Source organism: Streptococcus sp. HMSC072D07 (genome assembly GCF_001814835.1).
In the GTDB taxonomy this organism is placed as follows: domain Bacteria; phylum Bacillota; class Bacilli; order Lactobacillales; family Streptococcaceae; genus Streptococcus.
In genome coordinates, this window is record NZ_KV818037.1 from 40,067 (window position 1) to 57,247 (window position 17,181).

The 17,181-nt window shown below is 36.2% G+C and carries 10 protein-coding genes; 3 read left to right on the forward strand and 7 right to left on the reverse strand.

Annotation, left to right across the window (positions count from 1 at the left end):
- The 3 genes from HMPREF2991_RS11140 to HMPREF2991_RS03085 all read left to right on the forward strand — a co-directional run.
- Window positions 1-1,694, forward strand: a 1,694-nt coding sequence (locus HMPREF2991_RS11140; protein ID WP_257371853.1) for an SspB-related isopeptide-forming adhesin, incomplete at its 5' end; no start/stop codon positions are given.
- Window positions 1,695-1,819: 125 nt separating this feature from the next.
- Entirely contained in the window at window positions 1,820-3,157 is a 1,338-nt protein-coding gene (locus tag HMPREF2991_RS03080; RefSeq protein WP_070683473.1) for a hypothetical protein, read from the forward strand.
- 14 nt (window positions 3,158-3,171) lie between these two features.
- The gene (locus HMPREF2991_RS03085) at window positions 3,172-4,158 is read left to right on the forward strand and encodes a hypothetical protein (protein WP_070683475.1); all 987 of its coding nucleotides are present in this window, start codon (window positions 3,172-3,174) and stop codon (window positions 4,156-4,158) included.
- A gap of 296 nt (window positions 4,159-4,454) precedes the next feature.
- On the opposite strand, the gene xerS is transcribed toward HMPREF2991_RS03085, so the two are convergent.
- From xerS to HMPREF2991_RS03120, 7 genes are all read right to left on the reverse strand, one after another.
- Entirely contained in the window at window positions 4,455-5,561 is a 1,107-nt protein-coding gene (gene xerS, locus HMPREF2991_RS03090) for a tyrosine recombinase XerS (protein WP_070683477.1), read from the reverse strand.
- 514 nt (window positions 5,562-6,075) lie between these two features.
- A complete protein-coding gene (locus HMPREF2991_RS03095) occupies window positions 6,076-7,362 on the reverse strand; it encodes a hypothetical protein (RefSeq protein ID WP_070683479.1) in 1,287 nt (428 codons plus the stop codon).
- A 22-nt stretch (window positions 7,363-7,384) separates the two neighbouring features.
- Window positions 7,385-8,107 (reverse strand): hypothetical protein, encoded by a 723-nt coding sequence (locus tag HMPREF2991_RS03100; protein WP_070683481.1) that lies wholly within the window; start codon window positions 8,105-8,107, stop codon window positions 7,385-7,387.
- A gap of 260 nt (window positions 8,108-8,367) precedes the next feature.
- Window positions 8,368-13,710, reverse strand: a complete 5,343-nt coding sequence (locus HMPREF2991_RS03105; protein ID WP_070683483.1) for a DEAD/DEAH box helicase family protein — start codon at window positions 13,708-13,710, stop codon at window positions 8,368-8,370.
- Between the two features lie 69 nt (window positions 13,711-13,779).
- A complete protein-coding gene (locus HMPREF2991_RS03110; protein WP_070683485.1) occupies window positions 13,780-15,192 on the reverse strand; it encodes a PcfJ domain-containing protein in 1,413 nt (470 codons plus the stop codon).
- The gene (locus tag HMPREF2991_RS03115; protein ID WP_070683487.1) at window positions 15,189-15,713 is read right to left on the reverse strand and encodes a Cas9 inhibitor AcrIIA9 family protein; all 525 of its coding nucleotides are present in this window, start codon (window positions 15,711-15,713) and stop codon (window positions 15,189-15,191) included. The genes HMPREF2991_RS03110 and HMPREF2991_RS03115 overlap by 4 nt, the downstream gene beginning before the upstream one ends.
- A gap of 91 nt (window positions 15,714-15,804) precedes the next feature.
- Window positions 15,805-17,181: hypothetical protein (locus HMPREF2991_RS03120; RefSeq protein ID WP_218969958.1), on the reverse strand; the 1,377-nt coding region annotated here is incomplete at its 5' end.

Here is a 17,181-nt window from a genome sequence, read left to right on the forward strand (position 1 = left end):
AAACCAAAAATCAGAAATTGTCTGCAAGCTATCATGGCTACAAATTGCAGTATAAGCCAGTTGTCAGCAAATCTGTATCAGATACAGATAAGACCAATACAAACGGTCAAACAGTAGTTAAAAACGCTACTCAGACCTATACATTGACACATGACAATATCTATGCGAACGTGAAAAAAGGGGACAAGATTACCATCATCGATCCGCTCGAAGCTGGAGCGGTTCCTGATGTAGCTATCACAAAAGCAGCAGCAGAGAAAGCAGGATGGACTGTTTCATATGATGCAGGAAAGAATACTTACACCTTTACTGCTACCTATCAAGGGAAACGCCTAGATGCCCCGGTGATTACATGGAAACCAATTTATGATAAAGGTTTCTATGACAACACTTATAAAGTGTTAGTGAATAACTACGAGGTTTACTCTAATCCAGTCACAAACTACACACCTGAGCCACCAAAACCAGTCAAAGCTGTTCTGGACCGCTCTGGTAAGGATATCAACAGTGCGACAACATTTGACCGCAACGTGACCTTCCGTTTGATGACAGATTACAGCCCGTACACCAAAACTCTTGCTTCAGCACAAGCACGTGGTAAAAAGTTTGCTATCCTGGATGATGTTCAAGATGGTGCATTCTCAGTTTATCAAGGCAATATCAAAATGACTGCTGCAGGTCAAGATGTAAAAAATCTTTTCGAGATGCATCACGTGCTTTCAGATAAAGGCCGTACAGATGCAATCAATAAGATTCTGAAAGAATTGAACTTGAACCCTAAAGGTGAGTTTTATCTTTGGGTGGCGAAGGATTCTAAGAGTTTCTACCAAAACTACGTGAAGAAAGCCAAAAACGTGACGATTGAACTCCCAGCTAAGCTCCTAGTTAAAGCAGGGGAGAAAGTTGAAAATAGCTTTAAGCAAATCGACTTTGGGAATAGCTATATTTCTAACTTGGTGACTGTTCAAGTTCCTGATGTGAAGCCAGAGAAACATGCACTTGATAAAACAGGTAAAAATGTTCTCGATGGTAAAGAGGTGCTGGTAGGAGAGTTCATTCAATATCTTCTTGATGGCGTCACTGTTCCTACAAAACATGACACACTTTATCAGTATGATGGTATTGATAAGCTAGATGTTAAGCATGATCGCTATACTGGTAACTGGTCAGGTATCATTCGTGGTTCAGAATATGTCGCTGAAAAAGACCTGGTTCTTCCTTATGATGTGACACTTAAAAATGGTCAAGTTATTAAGGCAGGTGCCAAAATTCCTAAAGGTTCTACCTATGCTTTCCGATTTGAGTTCAACCAAAGCACTAATTCAGATTTTATCAATAAGATTGTTAAGGTGACATGGAATGAACAAGACGGTAAGTGGGCTTACTCTATTGATAAGGATTTCCTTAATTCTTTAGGAGTTAAAGGTAGCTTCGATGCGGACTTCTACATCGAAGTAGAGCGAATCGCTCCAGGAGAAGTTGAGAATACCTTTATCAACATTGTCAATGGACAAGAAATGATTGCTAAAGTCACAACAAACACTCCAGAACCACCTAAACCAAGCGAGCCTAAGAAACCAAATCCTCAGCCATCACTTCCAAATACAGGAACATCAGCAAGTATGCTTCCATGGTTTGGATTAGGAATTGGATTAATGAGCCTCGTAGGCCGTCGTAAACTTAAAGAAGATTAAGAGTCAGCCAGCTAAGCTGGCTCTTTTTATGATTGCAGACTTTCTTTATCATAGCTTTACTATATAACATAAATGGTTTATCATAGATATATACCATTATTTAAAGGAATTGTGATTAAGAAAGTATGAATAACAAAATTAAAAATGTTTTTAAAGGTATAGTGGGAGAGTTGGTAGGTAATCACTCGTCTCATGATCCATTAGGTTTACACGAACCCAAAAGAACTCATCAGGTATTAAAAAGGTTTGGTATCTATAAGTCTGATACAAATGAGGAAATCTTTAAGTCTCCAGCAGTATCGAATTTGACAGAAGATTATTATCGTGACTTCTCTATGCAAGCAGTTATGTTCCCTAACAGTTATCCGTTTGCTATTGTAGTATCTAGGGATAATATCAATATTGTTTCCAACACACCAACTAATAATGGAACTGTTGAGATCGAGAGTGAGAATGTTTTTTCTCTAAATGGAAGCAAGAATGTTACCCACATTATAGACTATGAAGACGAATCGGCTTATGATGTAGTCTATAATTTATTGACAGACCTTGATAAGAAAGTTCTACGGATCATATCTGAGTTTAGAAATGTCCAATATTTACAACTTCTTAGAGAGCTGGGTGAAAAGTCGAAACGGATTGATAAATCCTTGGATAGATTAAATCGTCTGTATCTCATTCAAAAATTTAGGTTTAAGTTACCAGATGAAGCAGATAAAGAATATGGTGATTGTTATTCTATTTATTCTCATGGTTCATATCTCTTAATGAAACATATGGATTTATCACCTCAATTTGCTTATAAATGGAAAGAGCAGCAGCGTAGGGAAGATGATTTTTCACCAATCAGACATTGGAAAATCATGGATGCCTATCTAAACTTTAGATTTCATAAAGAGTTCGCAGGATTTGTCTCTTATTCGTACTTAAATCAGTTTACATATACTGAAAAAATTGGCAAAAGACCTGCAAAGCATCGTCCTACTTCTAAAGCTGAAGAGCAGTTTTTGGAATCTACTGAGATTAGAACGCCACAGCAGACAAAGGAAATTACTAGGTTAGTTCGACGAGTCCGCTTTAATGGCCAGATCTTGCTATATAATAAAGATACCCAAAAGACTACTAAATTCGATCTATACCCTTTTATTACTTCGGACAAGCATGATAGCGACTTAAGTCGATTAGAGACCATATTTAAGCACTATGGACGTTTTGAAAATGGTTTAGATAGTGAAGGGAATAAGCGTTTCTTGTTAATCATCGTTGACAATCCTAGTGTTATTGAACTCATTGAAGAGGAGTATAGATTATCTGACCGTTATGTAAGCCTAGAGAACATTTTATTTATGGACCTATCTGAAAGTAAGAAAGACTTTTTCTCTTCAATCAAACGTATTAAACATTTGGATAATAACAATCCTGAGTTACGGACAGTTCAATTCAAAATTGCAGATAATATGTAGAAAAGAGAAATATAATGAGCAAATTTATTTATATTGATAGCTATGTTATTAAAGATTTTAATAACTCCCCATTTTTTCAGAAGTTGGTAAATCTATGTTCGACAAATCCTGCAAAGAAAAAAGCAGTTATTGTTAATAGTCCTAACGAGAAGAAGATATTTGACTATTTTCTTGCAACAGGGCTAAAATTTTCTTCTGAAAATCCTAAAGATTGTGGAGATGCCACATTCATTGGTAGAGATATACGCTCTTTACATAACAAAACAGGAAATAATAAGGTCCTTTTTGAAAGTTTAAAGATTGATACTGTATTCATTATTGATCCGTTAGCAAATTTTCAGCCAAGTCAGTTAGCACATATCTTTAAGGTAGCTAAGAATATTCATTATCTAACAACTGAGTTAGCTTTTAAAAAACTCTTAATAAACGAATTTGATGACAGAGATAGCTTTTTCTTTAATGTACCGTTATTTATTGATCGCTCTAATGTAGCAAGTGCGACACACATTTTAAATGAATACACACCATTCTGGAACTTGTTAGGAGCTAATAATATCTTCAAACAAACGTTCTACAAATCTGATAATTATCTCTATCACAATCCAGGAAGACCTCTAACCATTTTTAATGGTGAAACAAGAGATTTGGTAGAAGTAGCTCCAGAGGATATTATTCTAACTGACACGGGTGATATGTCTAGCAAGACAATGAACTCTATCAATAATCTGAAATCAGAAGTAGCCTTAAATGAAGAAAAGTCACAAATGAAGGTTGCGCTAGAGGAAATTATGAAGTATAATGAAACTCTAACAAATAATACTCTTGCTGCATTGAAAGATTTTTTTATTCCTATTCAAGAGAGAATAGAGGCCCTGCATGCAGAGAATAATAGTCTGAAAGAACTAATTGAGGACAGATTTAACCAAACTGATGGAAGTAGTGAGATTGCTTTTTACGAGGATGTTGAAGATAGTGATCCGCTCCAAGCCTTCCGTATTTAACTATGCCACCAATCGAGAATATGTTGAAAGGAGTAATCAACGTGAAATAATGAGAACTGACTATCCACCCAATGAGAAGTGCATCGTTGTATGTAACGAGCATCTCATTGAAGAAATCAGAAGTGAAATTCCAGTTGATATTTACACTACCGACTATAAACAATTTTGTGTAGTACCAATCAGCAAACTACATGAATTGTCACAATCACTATTCCAGACTTTATCAGCAAGTGTTTGCGTGATGTAGGTTTGAGTAGTAAAAAAGAGCCTAGTCTTAATTGACTAGGTTTTTTCATTTATAATAGAGATAGTCCATCTTTGACTTGACTATCTGCAATATGCGCATAGTGGCTTACAAGGGCAGTACTGGCATGACCTAATTGCTGCGCTACAATACCCTCCTGGCCTGTTTTCATGTATAAATCAGTCGCTAGAGCGTGTCTGAGCATGTGAGGAGTAATCTCTGTACCAAAAGCCTTAGAATACTTCCCTACTAGTCTCTCAATCCCTGCTCCCTTTAAACGCATAGGAAGCCCGGTCTGGATTGATAGAAAGAGTGGTAGGTTGGCATCTTTACCGTCAATCTTATATCGACTAGCACGAATTTCAAGGAAAGGCTCTATATATGGAATGACATAAGGAGCTATGTTTACATGATCCTTTTTACCCCCTTTTCGTGTAACCTCGACAGATAGTGTATGTAAGTTAAGGTCTTTTAAATCCGTATTGACTGCCTCGCTTAAACGGATACCTGAACCAACAATCAAAGCGATAATAGCCACGTCACGTTCTCTATCTCTATAATAGGTAGATAAGGCACGGTTGCTTAAATTACCCTTTTTAACGTAACCTTCAGCAGAAGTATCATCCATGATGAATTGTAGGAATTGCTTTGCTAAGTCACCAAGGAAGAGTTTAGGAGCAATCTTATTGGCTTTCGCCGAGAGTGTTTCCTTTTTCTTTGTCCTGATCTCTAGCTTTTTCATCACGTTACGGTAGAAGTAAGGCTCGCCATTTTCATTTTCAGTCTGCTCAGTCAGATATTTAAAGAGCCCGGATAATGCTCGATATGTTCTATGGATCGTAACTTCAGATACACTCTTATTGGTTGGCTTGTTAGTATTTAAAAGGTTACGTTCCCTTAAAAATATAAAAAAACACTCAGCATCAGCCTTAGATAGATTTTCAAGGGCAGATAATGGAATGTCCTTGATATTTTTTTCAGGAACAATATCTGCATCGATTAGCCAGGTAAAAAATCGACGATATTCATTCAGATATTCATAGAGGGTGCGTTTGCTACGTCCTGCAATCATCTTTGTCCGATACCATTCTTTGACGTACGCTGGAAGTAGGTCAAGTTGTTTATCAATGTTTGTTTGTAGTGTGAAATCGTCAGCCATGTTTTTTTCCTTTTTTAATATTAGTAGTACTATTATAACACATTTTCTTTTAGTAATAAAATTATACTTTTTCTACTAAAAGATAGTGCGGTAAAAAATAACCCTCCAATAAGGTCAAGGGTTAGTATTTTTAGTGTTTGTTATTCTTTAGGTATTCTACCTATATACCTCGATATTTTGTATCAGTACAAACTGAATAAGTGGCTTTAGGAGTTTTGTTTCCAGTAACAACCTTTTGGTGAGCTGCTTTGTCTCGTAATCAGTACATAGAGAACAGAACCAAAAATTCACGTGCGCGTGATTGAAGCGTTTCTGGTTTTGCTATCAGTACAAATATAACAGTTCCAAAACCTCGCAGGTTGATATTGGTTGTACTGCATTCATAGCCTGTCTGCTTGACGATAGCGCCTTTCGATTAGCCATGAATGATTTTTGCATTTAAGCAACGGTCCACAAATCGACCTCATTGCTATTATACCATACTTAAACAGAATTTCCCAAAAAATTCTCTAGATTATTTTTTTAGAGTAGTTTCTGAGTATTTTAAACCTAAATAGGATGCTTTTTGCTTCAGCAATACTATAAACTCATAAGGAGCATTGAACATGATTTCAGCGCCTCTTTGTTTGCGAGAATCATTCCAATTCATCTCTTCTGGGTTAAAATCTTTTCGTTTTTGTAGTGCCTTGAAATCTTCTTTGATAACAACAATTTCATCACAACTTAGGACAATATCTTTTGCTATGCTATGAAAACGTTCTTTTCTGGATTGCTTGATTTTATGCCAGAGAGTGCGTTTACGAGCAAGTAAGGTATTGTAGTTTTTTGTCCTTACCCAGGTTCTCTTACCTTTTTTAACAGTACCGTCTAAGTTATAGTTATCTGGGTTAGATTGCCTACGACTTTCCTCTAGCTTTTTATCGTAATAAGATAGCTTATCAGAGTATCCAAAGTCATTAGCAATATCAAAGAATACTTCTTCCTCAGTATCTACATTCACGGTTTTTATCGCTAGTTTATCTATATCTACGCTTACTACTAATTTGCCTTGCTTAATTGGACTTTCTGGCATACCGTAAGGCACTTCACCAAAGACAATCAGAACAGAATACATCCACTTATTATGACGATCCAGAGTTCTCTTGATACCATACCAAGCGATTTTTTGTCTTTCCAAGGCATATGTAAAGCGAATTTCATCCGTACATTTAAAGACATAAGGGAATATAATATAATTCCCTCTTTTTCCAAAGCGTAAACCATCTGGAGTAATATTGTTATTGCATTTACGATACCACAATGTATTAAAATCAACATAACGTGGCACTTTTAAAATATTTTCAGAATCAGCTTGCTTTTTACGCTTTAAATAGCCTTTTTTTGTATCTACTGCCATATTCTCGAAGGTAGACCAGTTTATGATACCCTCACTTGCGTAACGCTCATACATCACACTAGCTTGGCCGAGTTTTTTATAATCTACAAACTTACCATTTCCTAGACCATAGCTATCATTTAGCTCAATCCACCCTTGTTTCAGTTCTTCACTGAGTCCTTTGTAGGCCTTTTTTAGCAATTTCTTCTCATTTTTATCTTTTGTATCTTTGGCTTTATCTTGCAGAGTGTTCAACTCTTGCATTCGGCCAGCTAGTTCCTTGTATTTATCAGAATTGACACGTCTGTTCTCTTGCATATTAAAGTAGTTCACCAAGGCTCTTTTCAACTTGTAGCCATACTTAAACTTCTTTTCAAGATATTCATCATATCCCCTAGTATCTAATTTTAATTCAATCGTATACATTGTTGATAGCCTCTACTACTTCTTAACGTTGACATGGATTGATAGTTGTTATAACTTCGCCAGTCAAATCATCAATCAATTCAGCTTTATCATTGATTGAGATCTCCATTTTTTTCATCGCATTAAAAATCCAACTATCAAGTTGCACACTATCAAATCCAATTTCACTAGCAAATTCGCTCAATTTACTATCTTGTGCCTTAGCTAATCTATTAAAGAACTCACTAAGTTGGTTAACATCTGACGTGAATGGTGAGTAGGCAAAGAGAATAGGCATAGTAATAAAGTTGCTAGCAATATTGTAGGTTAAAGTGCCCAGGTATTGACTTGCTCCTTCACGAAATACAATATTAGACTTAAATACTTTCTTTGTCTTTTTACCTAGCTCTTGTTCCTCGTTATATTTTTTCATCAGGTGTTCTTCTCCAGCTTGCAGCATCGGGAATAACAGTAAGCGATAATAATTTGTCATGATTTCATCTACATTTTTTAGACCGTTATCTTTTAATTTTCTTCGGATCGTGCGTTCAGCTAGTGACAGTGTAGATTGTATTCCTAGTTCGGAAATAATAGCATGTAATCCGTATCCTAGGATCATGTAATTTAGGATATTTCTAATATCTTTGTTACCTTCGCCAGAGGCTTCATATTGTTTCGCCTGCAAATAGTCTATAAGATAATCTGGGTCAAGAAATCTTTTTTCATTAACAGCAGTATTGGTGTGTAGCATTATTTTTTGTTCCATAATGATCTCCAAATTTTAGTACGTGTATCTACTAAAATACATAGTTTTATTTATTTTTATTTGCTTGATTTTATTGTATAACATTATTTTTAAAAATACAACTAATTTCAAATATATTTTTATATTTTTTGTTTTTCCTTTAATATCAAGCTAAAACAGAGGATGTCTTTAAAGACTACCTCTCAATAACAACCTAAAATATAGTTAGATTGCTATTGAGAAGTATCCAATCTTTATGATTAGATACCTCTATAATAGATTTAGAAAAGTTCTAGTTGTTCACAGATTGTCACAGTAGTTTCTTTAGAATAAGAAACTACCTCAGCTGGCCCTTCTGTAAAACATAGTAAACTTTCTACATCTGCAAGAAATTGTAGAGCAATTTCTAATTTCTCAGATTTGTCTTCTTCACGTACTGGACGCTCAGATTCTTCCTCTTTAGTAACTTGAGCAGTTTCCTTTTGAGGTTCTAAGAGTTCAATTCCTTCTACATCATCTTGACTAACTTCCAGATATTTATCTAGTACATTGACAGAGCTATCTGAGTAGTCATTTTTTCTTGAAAACTCTTCAAGAGCATTCTCAATTTCCTCTACTGATGCCTCGGAATCTACTAATGGCATTAAAACAGCATATTTTGCACTTACATAATCTAAACGATCTTGGTCCGCAAAAACACTGTCTGCTACTCCTTTATCAATGATAATTTGCTGATTTTTGATAAATTGTTGTAGGCGTGTTTTAGTAGCTTCTAAGTTATCAATAACATTATTGATACGTTGAATGGTGCCGACTGGTGCACTAAAGTCAAGAGTAACATTATACTGGTTTTTTCCAACTACTTTCAAATCTAACTCTTGATAGGTACGATAAGGAGTATCTAATGTTCGTGCTTTGAGTTCAAAGCCACGATACTTAGCTAAAGTCACAAACTTAGGAGTTTCAGATAGATTAGATTGCATTATATAAGCTAGTTGATTACCTGCTTTAGTCATAGAATCCGTTGTGTATCCGTCTGAAAATTCCATTAGAAATGGATTTTTGACAAGTTTTTCTTCACCAATAATCAATTCTTCTTTTCGTGTGGCCTTGGCTTGCTCAATATCAATATCAATCCTTGATAATTGGCTATTTGTAAGCTTAATTCTTTCTTCCGCTGACTGAACACTTTTCTTTGATAGTTCAAGATCACGTTGCCATGCAATTTTACGTTTAGACAATAAATCTAATTCATTTTCCAACTCAATCCGTAGCTTCAAGAATGGATTTCCTGTTGCAATAGCTTTAAAGTCTGAAGCAGTCATAGCCTGCTCGTCAATATCGCTTGCTGAACGGACTGGTGTTTTACTCGTCATGATTTGACTAATGTAACGTAGCTTAGTTTCTTGAATTTGCCATAGGTAGTTATCAAAAGAACCAGTGGTGATATAATAGTAAATTTGCACACGTTTATACAAGTTACCTTGTCGTACGATACGTCCGTTACGTTGGATAATATCAGATGGCTTCCACGGTACATCAATATGATGTACTGCTTTCATTCGTCTCTGAACATTCAATCCAGTTCCTCCTTTTTCAGTCGATGCAAGTAGGATACGAATTTCACCTGCATTCATTTGACGTTGGAGTTGTAATTTGGCATCTTTGTTTTTAGCATCATGAATAAATGCAATCTCTTCTTCTGGAACACCACGATCAACAAGAAGATTTTTCAATTCATTGTAAATTGAAAATCCGTCTGTTGAGGGAGTACCAATATCAGAGAAAATCATTTGTGTCCCACGATTAACAGTCTCACGTTGATAGATTTTAAAGACATTATCAACTACTTGCATAATCTTGTTGTTATCAGCAAGTGTGTATCTTTCATCCAATAAACGCATATCCGTAGCCAATTTACGTGCTTCAGAAGTGATCTTCAGCATGTTATCTTCTGATGGCTCAACACCACCTGACTTGATAGTGTCAGTGCGTAGAACTAGTTCGTCGAGTTTGTTTTCTTGCGCATTAGTTAATTCAGATTTAACAGCAATTCTCTCGACGTTTGGTACAGGTAAATCCAAATCCTCAGTCATTTGAATATCTGTGGTCCGTTTATAAAGTGTCATTAACTCAGGGAGATTAGTAAACTTAGTGAAACGTTTACGGGCAATGAACTTGTCACCTGTTGTGTTAATTTCAAGGTTATTTTCAATAACTCCGAAAGCACCTACCCAGGCATCAAAGTTATCCATTCCATAATCACTTAGGATATCTGGTTGGATATAGTTCATCATCACATACATTTCACTTATTGAGTTTGAAACTGGAGTACCAGTGGCAAAGACAATGTTAGTACCGTTGTGTTCTTCTTGAATACTACGGACCTTCATTTCCATATCCATGTTCTTCTGTGCAGTTGTATTACCAATACCAGCAACATTCCCCAAACTTGTTATTGGTCGTACATTTTTGTATCGATGACACTCATCTACAAATAAGAAATCAATACCAAGTTGCTCAAACTCTACAAAGGTATCTGCTTTAGCAAGTTTACCTTCATCAAGTTTTTCTAGTTGGTTCATTAGTCGTGTTTGCATACGGACTGCTTGTTTAAAAGTAACACGGTCCTTGTTTGCTCTAGCTTCATCAATTACACTTTCGATTTCATGTAACTTATCCAAGTAATAAGCCTTTTGTCGGTCTTCAGAAACTTTGATTTTTTCAAACTGACTATGGCCAATCACGATTGCATCATAGTTATTAGAGGCGATCCGTGAAATAAATAGCTTACGTCGTGATTTTTCAAAATCTCTTTCACTTGTGACAAAGACTTTCTTAGTTGGGTAGAAACGTAAAATTTCTTGTCCAAATTGTGCAGTCAAGCTAGAAGGGACAACATATAGTGGCTTGTTTATTAAGCCAAGTTCTTTTAGCTTAAAACCAGCACTGACCATTGTCAATGTTTTTCCTGTACCGACTTCGTGTGCCAGGAGCGCACGTTTGTCTTCCAGAATACGTTGAACTGCATTTAATTGGTGAGGCCGTAATTGACAACCTTGTGCTAATCCTTCAATGTTCAAGTGGCTGCCATCGTAGTTTTTATTAACGATACGATTGAAACGACTATTGAAAGTTGTTTCTACCACTTCTTTCACATCTTCATGATTTGCTACAAAGTCAATGAAGCTTTTTTGCATCTTACGCTCAATCTCACGTAATTCAGCAGTTGCGACTTCATTGATAACTTTCTTTTCTTTACCATCAACAATGATAGTTTTCTCAATAGTTGGCTGGTTAGAACTGAGCAAACGTTCAAGGATAGCATCACCTTTACTATAAACTCCTGCACCTTCTGAACGTAGTCCTAAGCGTTGGTTCGCTGAAGAGTATGCAACTTCATTAACAAATGAACTTGTCAGTCCTCGTCCTATTTTGCTAGTTGAAACTGCTGCCTTAGCGTCATCAGACTCTAAGTCAATCTCTTCTCCATCAAGCAAATAGTAAGCAAACTTACCTAGTACACGGTTTGGTATCCACATAGAGCCAATATTAAACTCAATATCAACCATTGTAATTGGTTCTGGAACCACTTCATTGACAAGTGATAGATAATGTTCCCAATCAGCTTTAGCATCCCCTTTGTCTATTAGAATTTCTAGCATCTCTTTAGTAGTTACTACATCCCCGGAGAGTAGGTCTGATTTAAGTCCCCATTCAAAAATACCCTCATTAAAGTATTTTTGAGTTTTAGGTGCTATCTCAGTATAAATCTCACCTAGCAATAACTCCTTATTTTCTGCTGGATAGAGGGTCATCATGAAGTCTAAATCTACTCCTCGACCTTCTGAAAGGCTAATAGATAAGGCTTTTTCAGCAGTATCTACTTGCTCTAATGATTTTTTAGGGCGTATTGTAGGTTCAAAGAATGCTTTTGCTTTTTGATAAACGATTTTTGTACTATCATTTTCATCTAGTGCTTCTTCTTCTAAACTAGCAATCAAAGGGAAACGATCATCACGTTCAAAAAGACGTGTATTTACTGGAATATTGAGATACCCATGCTCCTTAACAAATTTATCGTAGGTGACATTGAGTAAGTCAAGTCTAGCTTGAAACTCTTCCAGCTCGTAGTTATCGGTTACTTGAATATCAATGACGGACTGATAGGCCTCTTTAATTTCAATCATACCTTTAACACGCGCGAACTCTTTTTCCTCTAATGGCTTTTCGTAGAAATAAACACCTTTATATAGTCCCTTATTTGCACCACGTACTGATGGTTGAGGACTGATATAAGTGCTTGTGATTACACTAGCATCTTTTTGTCTTAACGCTTCAAAATCCTCAATCACTGCTGCACCATGTTTCTTATCCCAAGAAACAAAGTTACCGTCACGATCTTGATAGAAAGTAATTTCAGCACCTTTAGATAAGGCGCGTGTTTCACGGCCATTGTGATAAACAATTTTGCCATCTTCATATCCGTATTCGTAAGGTCGGACTTCAGTGTGTGTTTGTGATTTAGATAAAACAGTAACATCAGCAACACTATATCCTGCAAATGTAGGAGAATAAATGTTTGATAATGCTTCTTGAATATCTTTGAATAAATCACTGTCTTTAGGTTTAACTGAAAGAGTTGCACCATTAAAATGGCGAACCTCATATTCTCCTAATACCTGGTTTTCCTCAAAATAACGATTGATAAAGATACGTCCCTCTTCATCTAACTCAGAACGACTGACATCTTCAAAGAAAATATCGCAGCTGTTCTTTTGTTTCAATCTATCCTTTTCAAAGAATAGAATATCAGAGGATACCGTAGTTCCTGCCAATTCTTTGAAAGCAGAACTAGGTAAACGTACTCCACCAAGAAACGCAACATCATCTTTGATTTCTTTTAAAATCGAATTAGAACGTTTATTAGCAGTTCCCATAGAGGTTACAAATCCAATCACTCCATTTTCATGAAGTAAATCGACGGATTTTCTTAGGAAATAGTCATGAATCACATATGGCTTATTGTAGTTCATATCAGCAATACGAAACTCTGAAAAAGGCACATTAGTCATGATTAAATCAAAAGGCTTCCCATTGAAATCAACTGTCTCAAACCCTTGGATAAGGATAGTTGCTTTCGGGAATAATTGCTTAGCAATCAACCCACTAACTGTATCTAGTTCAATCCCTACAAGAGTTGATTTCTCTTGAATTTCTTTAGGCATCGTACCAAAGAAGATCCCCGTTGCCATCGATGGATCAAGGATATTTCCCCCCTCAAAACCATTCTTGATAAGGTAGTCCCACATCTGCTCGACAATACGAGGATCTGTATAGTAAGCAGTTAAAGAACTATGTTCCATAGCACGATATTCTTCTGGTGTAACGAGACTTTCCAATCTGGAACGCTCGTCCTCAAACTTGCCTGTGTATCTATCGAAGAATACATTAGCAAGTCCTCCCCAACCAACATACTTAGCTAGGATTGCTTGTTCCTCAGAAGTTGCTTGCCGATTGTTTTCCTCTAGTTCTTTTACTAACGATACTGCTTCTACATTAGCTAGAACTTTCTCAGCATCAGTTTTTGGGAATTGAAATCCCTTAAAGTTAAAGTTTGTCATTCTATATTTCCTCACAAATAAAAGGTCATGAAATAAAATCCATGACCTTAACAATGTTTTCCTTTCCTGTCAGACTGCTATCTTATGCTTTTTAGCAAATGAAAGTAACTTCTCAGAGGCTTTCCAAGCATCTTCGCTAGCGTCTTTATTTTTATTTCCTCTTAATTGAACAATCTTTCCATCACTTATTTCTAAGGTATAGAGTGGATTGTCAACCTTCTCTTTTTGACGGACAAAAACAATAACAGTTTCACCTTTAGCAACACGATCAGCATAACTACCGACACAATGGCTTAAGATTTTACCTTCTTCTTTTAACTCTTGCAATTCTTTAGGTAGAACAAAGGTATAATTACCGATAGTCTGTTCCAATCCCAAGAGTTTCTGAAGTCTTTTGTGGTATCCTTGTTTCTTGATTTCATCCTGAATGTTATTGTAGGCTGTGATTGCATCAGCATGAGCCTGCTTGAAGTTCTTTGGCATAATTCTAAAGTCACCTTCAAAAGCTATACCAAGTTTTTCAAGCATATTTTGGTAGTCCCTATACTCATACGCTTTTACCGAATTTTTGAGAACCCAATTTTGAAAGCGAATCAGTTTTGTTCCTTTAGGAATACATTTCAAATCCTCTACGTCTTTGAAATATCTAGTGAACTCTGGTAATACCTTTATGCCTAGTGCTTTTTCTAGCTCTTTTCTAATCTTATAGTCCTCAAAACCTTCGTCTGAATTTTTGAAAACATTTTTATGTGTCCTTAAAAACTTAAACGTCAGCTTTCCCATGTGAGCGTGACAATGAGTATAACTGTAACCATACCCATATCTTATCCCACCAATCAAATCTTTGTGAATACCACGCGCATTTATTTTCTGCGCATATTCAATGATAGCTCGATATTTATAGATATGAGGCAGCATCGTTGGTAAACAAAAAAAATATTTTGATAAAGAAATAGATTCTTTGATCTTAGCAAAGTCTAAGTATTTTAGCGCATCATTCTTTTTGAAACGCTTGAACACATCATCCAAAGATTGTAGTAGCCAGTAATCTGAGTAAGGCCCTCTAAAAACACCGAGCATCTTCAGTCCAGGCATATATTCTATACCGTTGTAAGGACCACTTAGCTTGATATGTTCTTTCTCAGTGAATTTTTCAAAGTTGTAAAGGGACGCATCGAAATGCTCTTGACCATTTACAAAATATTGTTGAATACGATACATCTGTAATTCAACTCTTTTCTTTGAAACTCCTACCCAGAGGAAATAGTCATGAGCATCCCAGAAATCAAGTTTGCTTTTCTTTGTCAGACGCTTTTGAATAACTTTAGCATCTTTTTGAGTACGTTCGGAACTAACAATCTTGTCAGTTTTATTCTCCCAAATATAGATAGGGAACTTCTTAAAGCACTCGGTAAAGAAAGACTTAGGAGGTCTTAAAGCATTTTTAATATGTTCGTTGTTAGAGTTAGTAAAATTAATCATTCTACTTCACCTCCGAACAGATCAAATGTCACTTGCCCACCTTTTTCAATTCTGAGATTTTCGTCTTCTTCAACTACTTCCAGCACCTCTTCGACTTTTGGAACTGAAGCTAATTTTCTACGTAGCAAATCACTAGCAGTCAAATTAACCACAGGTTTGGCCACAGGTTTTGGTTTCTCAACTTCAATATGTTCTAACTTGAAGTATTCGACCACCCACTCTAAGACTTTCGTGTGATGCACTGCTGCTCCACGTACCCCATCGACTTTATGCTCCATTGACTGATATTGCTTAAAAGCAAGATCATAGGCGTATTTATACGCACCACCAATCGAGCGACCTTCTTTTAAAATACCAGTCACTAAATCAGTGTCATGAGGCAACTCGTCACAAAGTAAATTGTGAATCAAGTCAAGATCTGGTGAGTGTGGCTCACTCAACTCTTCCAAAAGTTTAGCTTCAGCTAGAGTAAGCATAAACTCATTCACTACTGCTTCTTTTTCAATAACATTATTTTCCATTTTATTCCTCCTACCTATCTTTCAATAGGCTTTCTCTTAATAAAAAAAGACTATGCGCGTGATTATTCGTCGCATAGTCTTTAGTTTCCTCTTAAAATTTATGTGCTTGTACTTTATGAGTAAGTGCTTCTTTACTTAACAGAAAATCATCCAATCCTTTTCCAACTTCCCAAGTAAAAACATATGTCTCTTTGTTTTTATCTTGTTGTTGAATGTATTGAATAATCTGTTTGAGATAAGTAAATACCGCATCATTATCCTTAAAGTCACTATCAAGTGCTAGATACACTCTTGAAAATGTTGTCTTTGACTTCAAATTGTAAGCCACCTGTTTCCAAGAGTTCACACCTGCCATTGCTAAAACTAAGGTAGAACCCAACTTCTCTAGTCGAGAGCCTGGAACTTGTGTAGCGATAATATCGCTTTTTAACAATCCCTCAGTCACAATAACATTATCGCACATTGTAATCAAATTGACTAAACCATTCCCGTTTTCGTCAAATTTAGCTTGAGCTAGTACATTGTCAGGAAAAGCATAGTGTGGAGCATTTTTTGCACCGCAGCCATATTCCTTAGACGATGTAGACAACCAGACATATTTTGCTGTTGGTTTAATCTTGAAAGATAGACCGTTTGGAAACGCTAGTTGTTTCTTTTCAGTTTCTCCCTCAGAATAAACCTCATAGTCTGGGAAAGTGTAGACAGTATAGTGATACTTCTCTTCAGCAGTACACTTTACAATCACCTTGGCTTTGTCTTTCCATGTGGAATTGACAATCGCGCTATATCTCATAGAGTCTTTATCAACGCGGATTTGCCCTCCAATAATCTGGCCGAACTCATTTCTATTGGGAATAAAAATTCCATAATGAGTGGGTTCAAAAATTGGAGTTTGATTATTGGTATCATACCAGAAACCAGGGACACCCTTCCAGGCATCACGTGGTAATCCACGCTGTTCAAACAAATCTTCCCATAAGGTTTTTCCAACGTATTTACCATTGACCTTTTCTTTGAATTTAATTTGTTCTTTCATTGTTTCTTTGGTAAAAGAGGCATAACCTCTTAGGTATGTTTGGTCTAAGTTAAAACCACGTTCCAACATAAGATGAGCAAGATGTTTATCACTCAATCCAAACACTTCAAGAACCAACGAATATACTCTATGTAAGATATTTGCTTTAGCAGGCTCCATTTGTGGGATCTCCACAATTTGTACGTCCTTAACATTGGTTGCGTCAATTTCATACTCAGTAGCACCTGCAAAGCTAGGTTTATTTTCGTCTAAATGACGACAACAATAAGCCTTCTTAAAATCTGACGCTAGAAAGCACCAATCAGGCTTATTACAGATAGGGCAAGGGGTTGCTCTATCTACACGTAGGAATGATTTCTTCCCGATTTTAAAACTTTTCATTTTACTTCCTCCTACCCGTATTGGGCTTTCTCTTTTTTCCTTTTTTCCATG

Coding starts and splice junctions, on each gene's coding strand:
- HMPREF2991_RS03080 (WP_070683473.1), top strand. CDS start 1,820: ATGAATAACAAAATTAAAAATGTTTTTAAAGGTATAGTGGGAGAGTTG.
- HMPREF2991_RS03085 (WP_070683475.1), top strand. CDS start 3,172: ATGAGCAAATTTATTTATATTGATAGCTATGTTATTAAAGATTTTAAT.
- xerS (WP_070683477.1), bottom strand. CDS start 5,561: ATGGCTGACGATTTCACACTACAAACAAACATTGATAAACAACTTGAC.
- HMPREF2991_RS03095 (WP_070683479.1), bottom strand. CDS start 7,362: ATGTATACGATTGAATTAAAATTAGATACTAGGGGATATGATGAATAT.
- HMPREF2991_RS03100 (WP_070683481.1), bottom strand. CDS start 8,107: ATGGAACAAAAAATAATGCTACACACCAATACTGCTGTTAATGAAAAA.
- HMPREF2991_RS03105 (WP_070683483.1), bottom strand. CDS start 13,710: ATGACAAACTTTAACTTTAAGGGATTTCAATTCCCAAAAACTGATGCT.
- HMPREF2991_RS03110 (WP_070683485.1), bottom strand. CDS start 15,192: ATGATTAATTTTACTAACTCTAACAACGAACATATTAAAAATGCTTTA.
- HMPREF2991_RS03115 (WP_070683487.1), bottom strand. CDS start 15,713: ATGGAAAATAATGTTATTGAAAAAGAAGCAGTAGTGAATGAGTTTATG.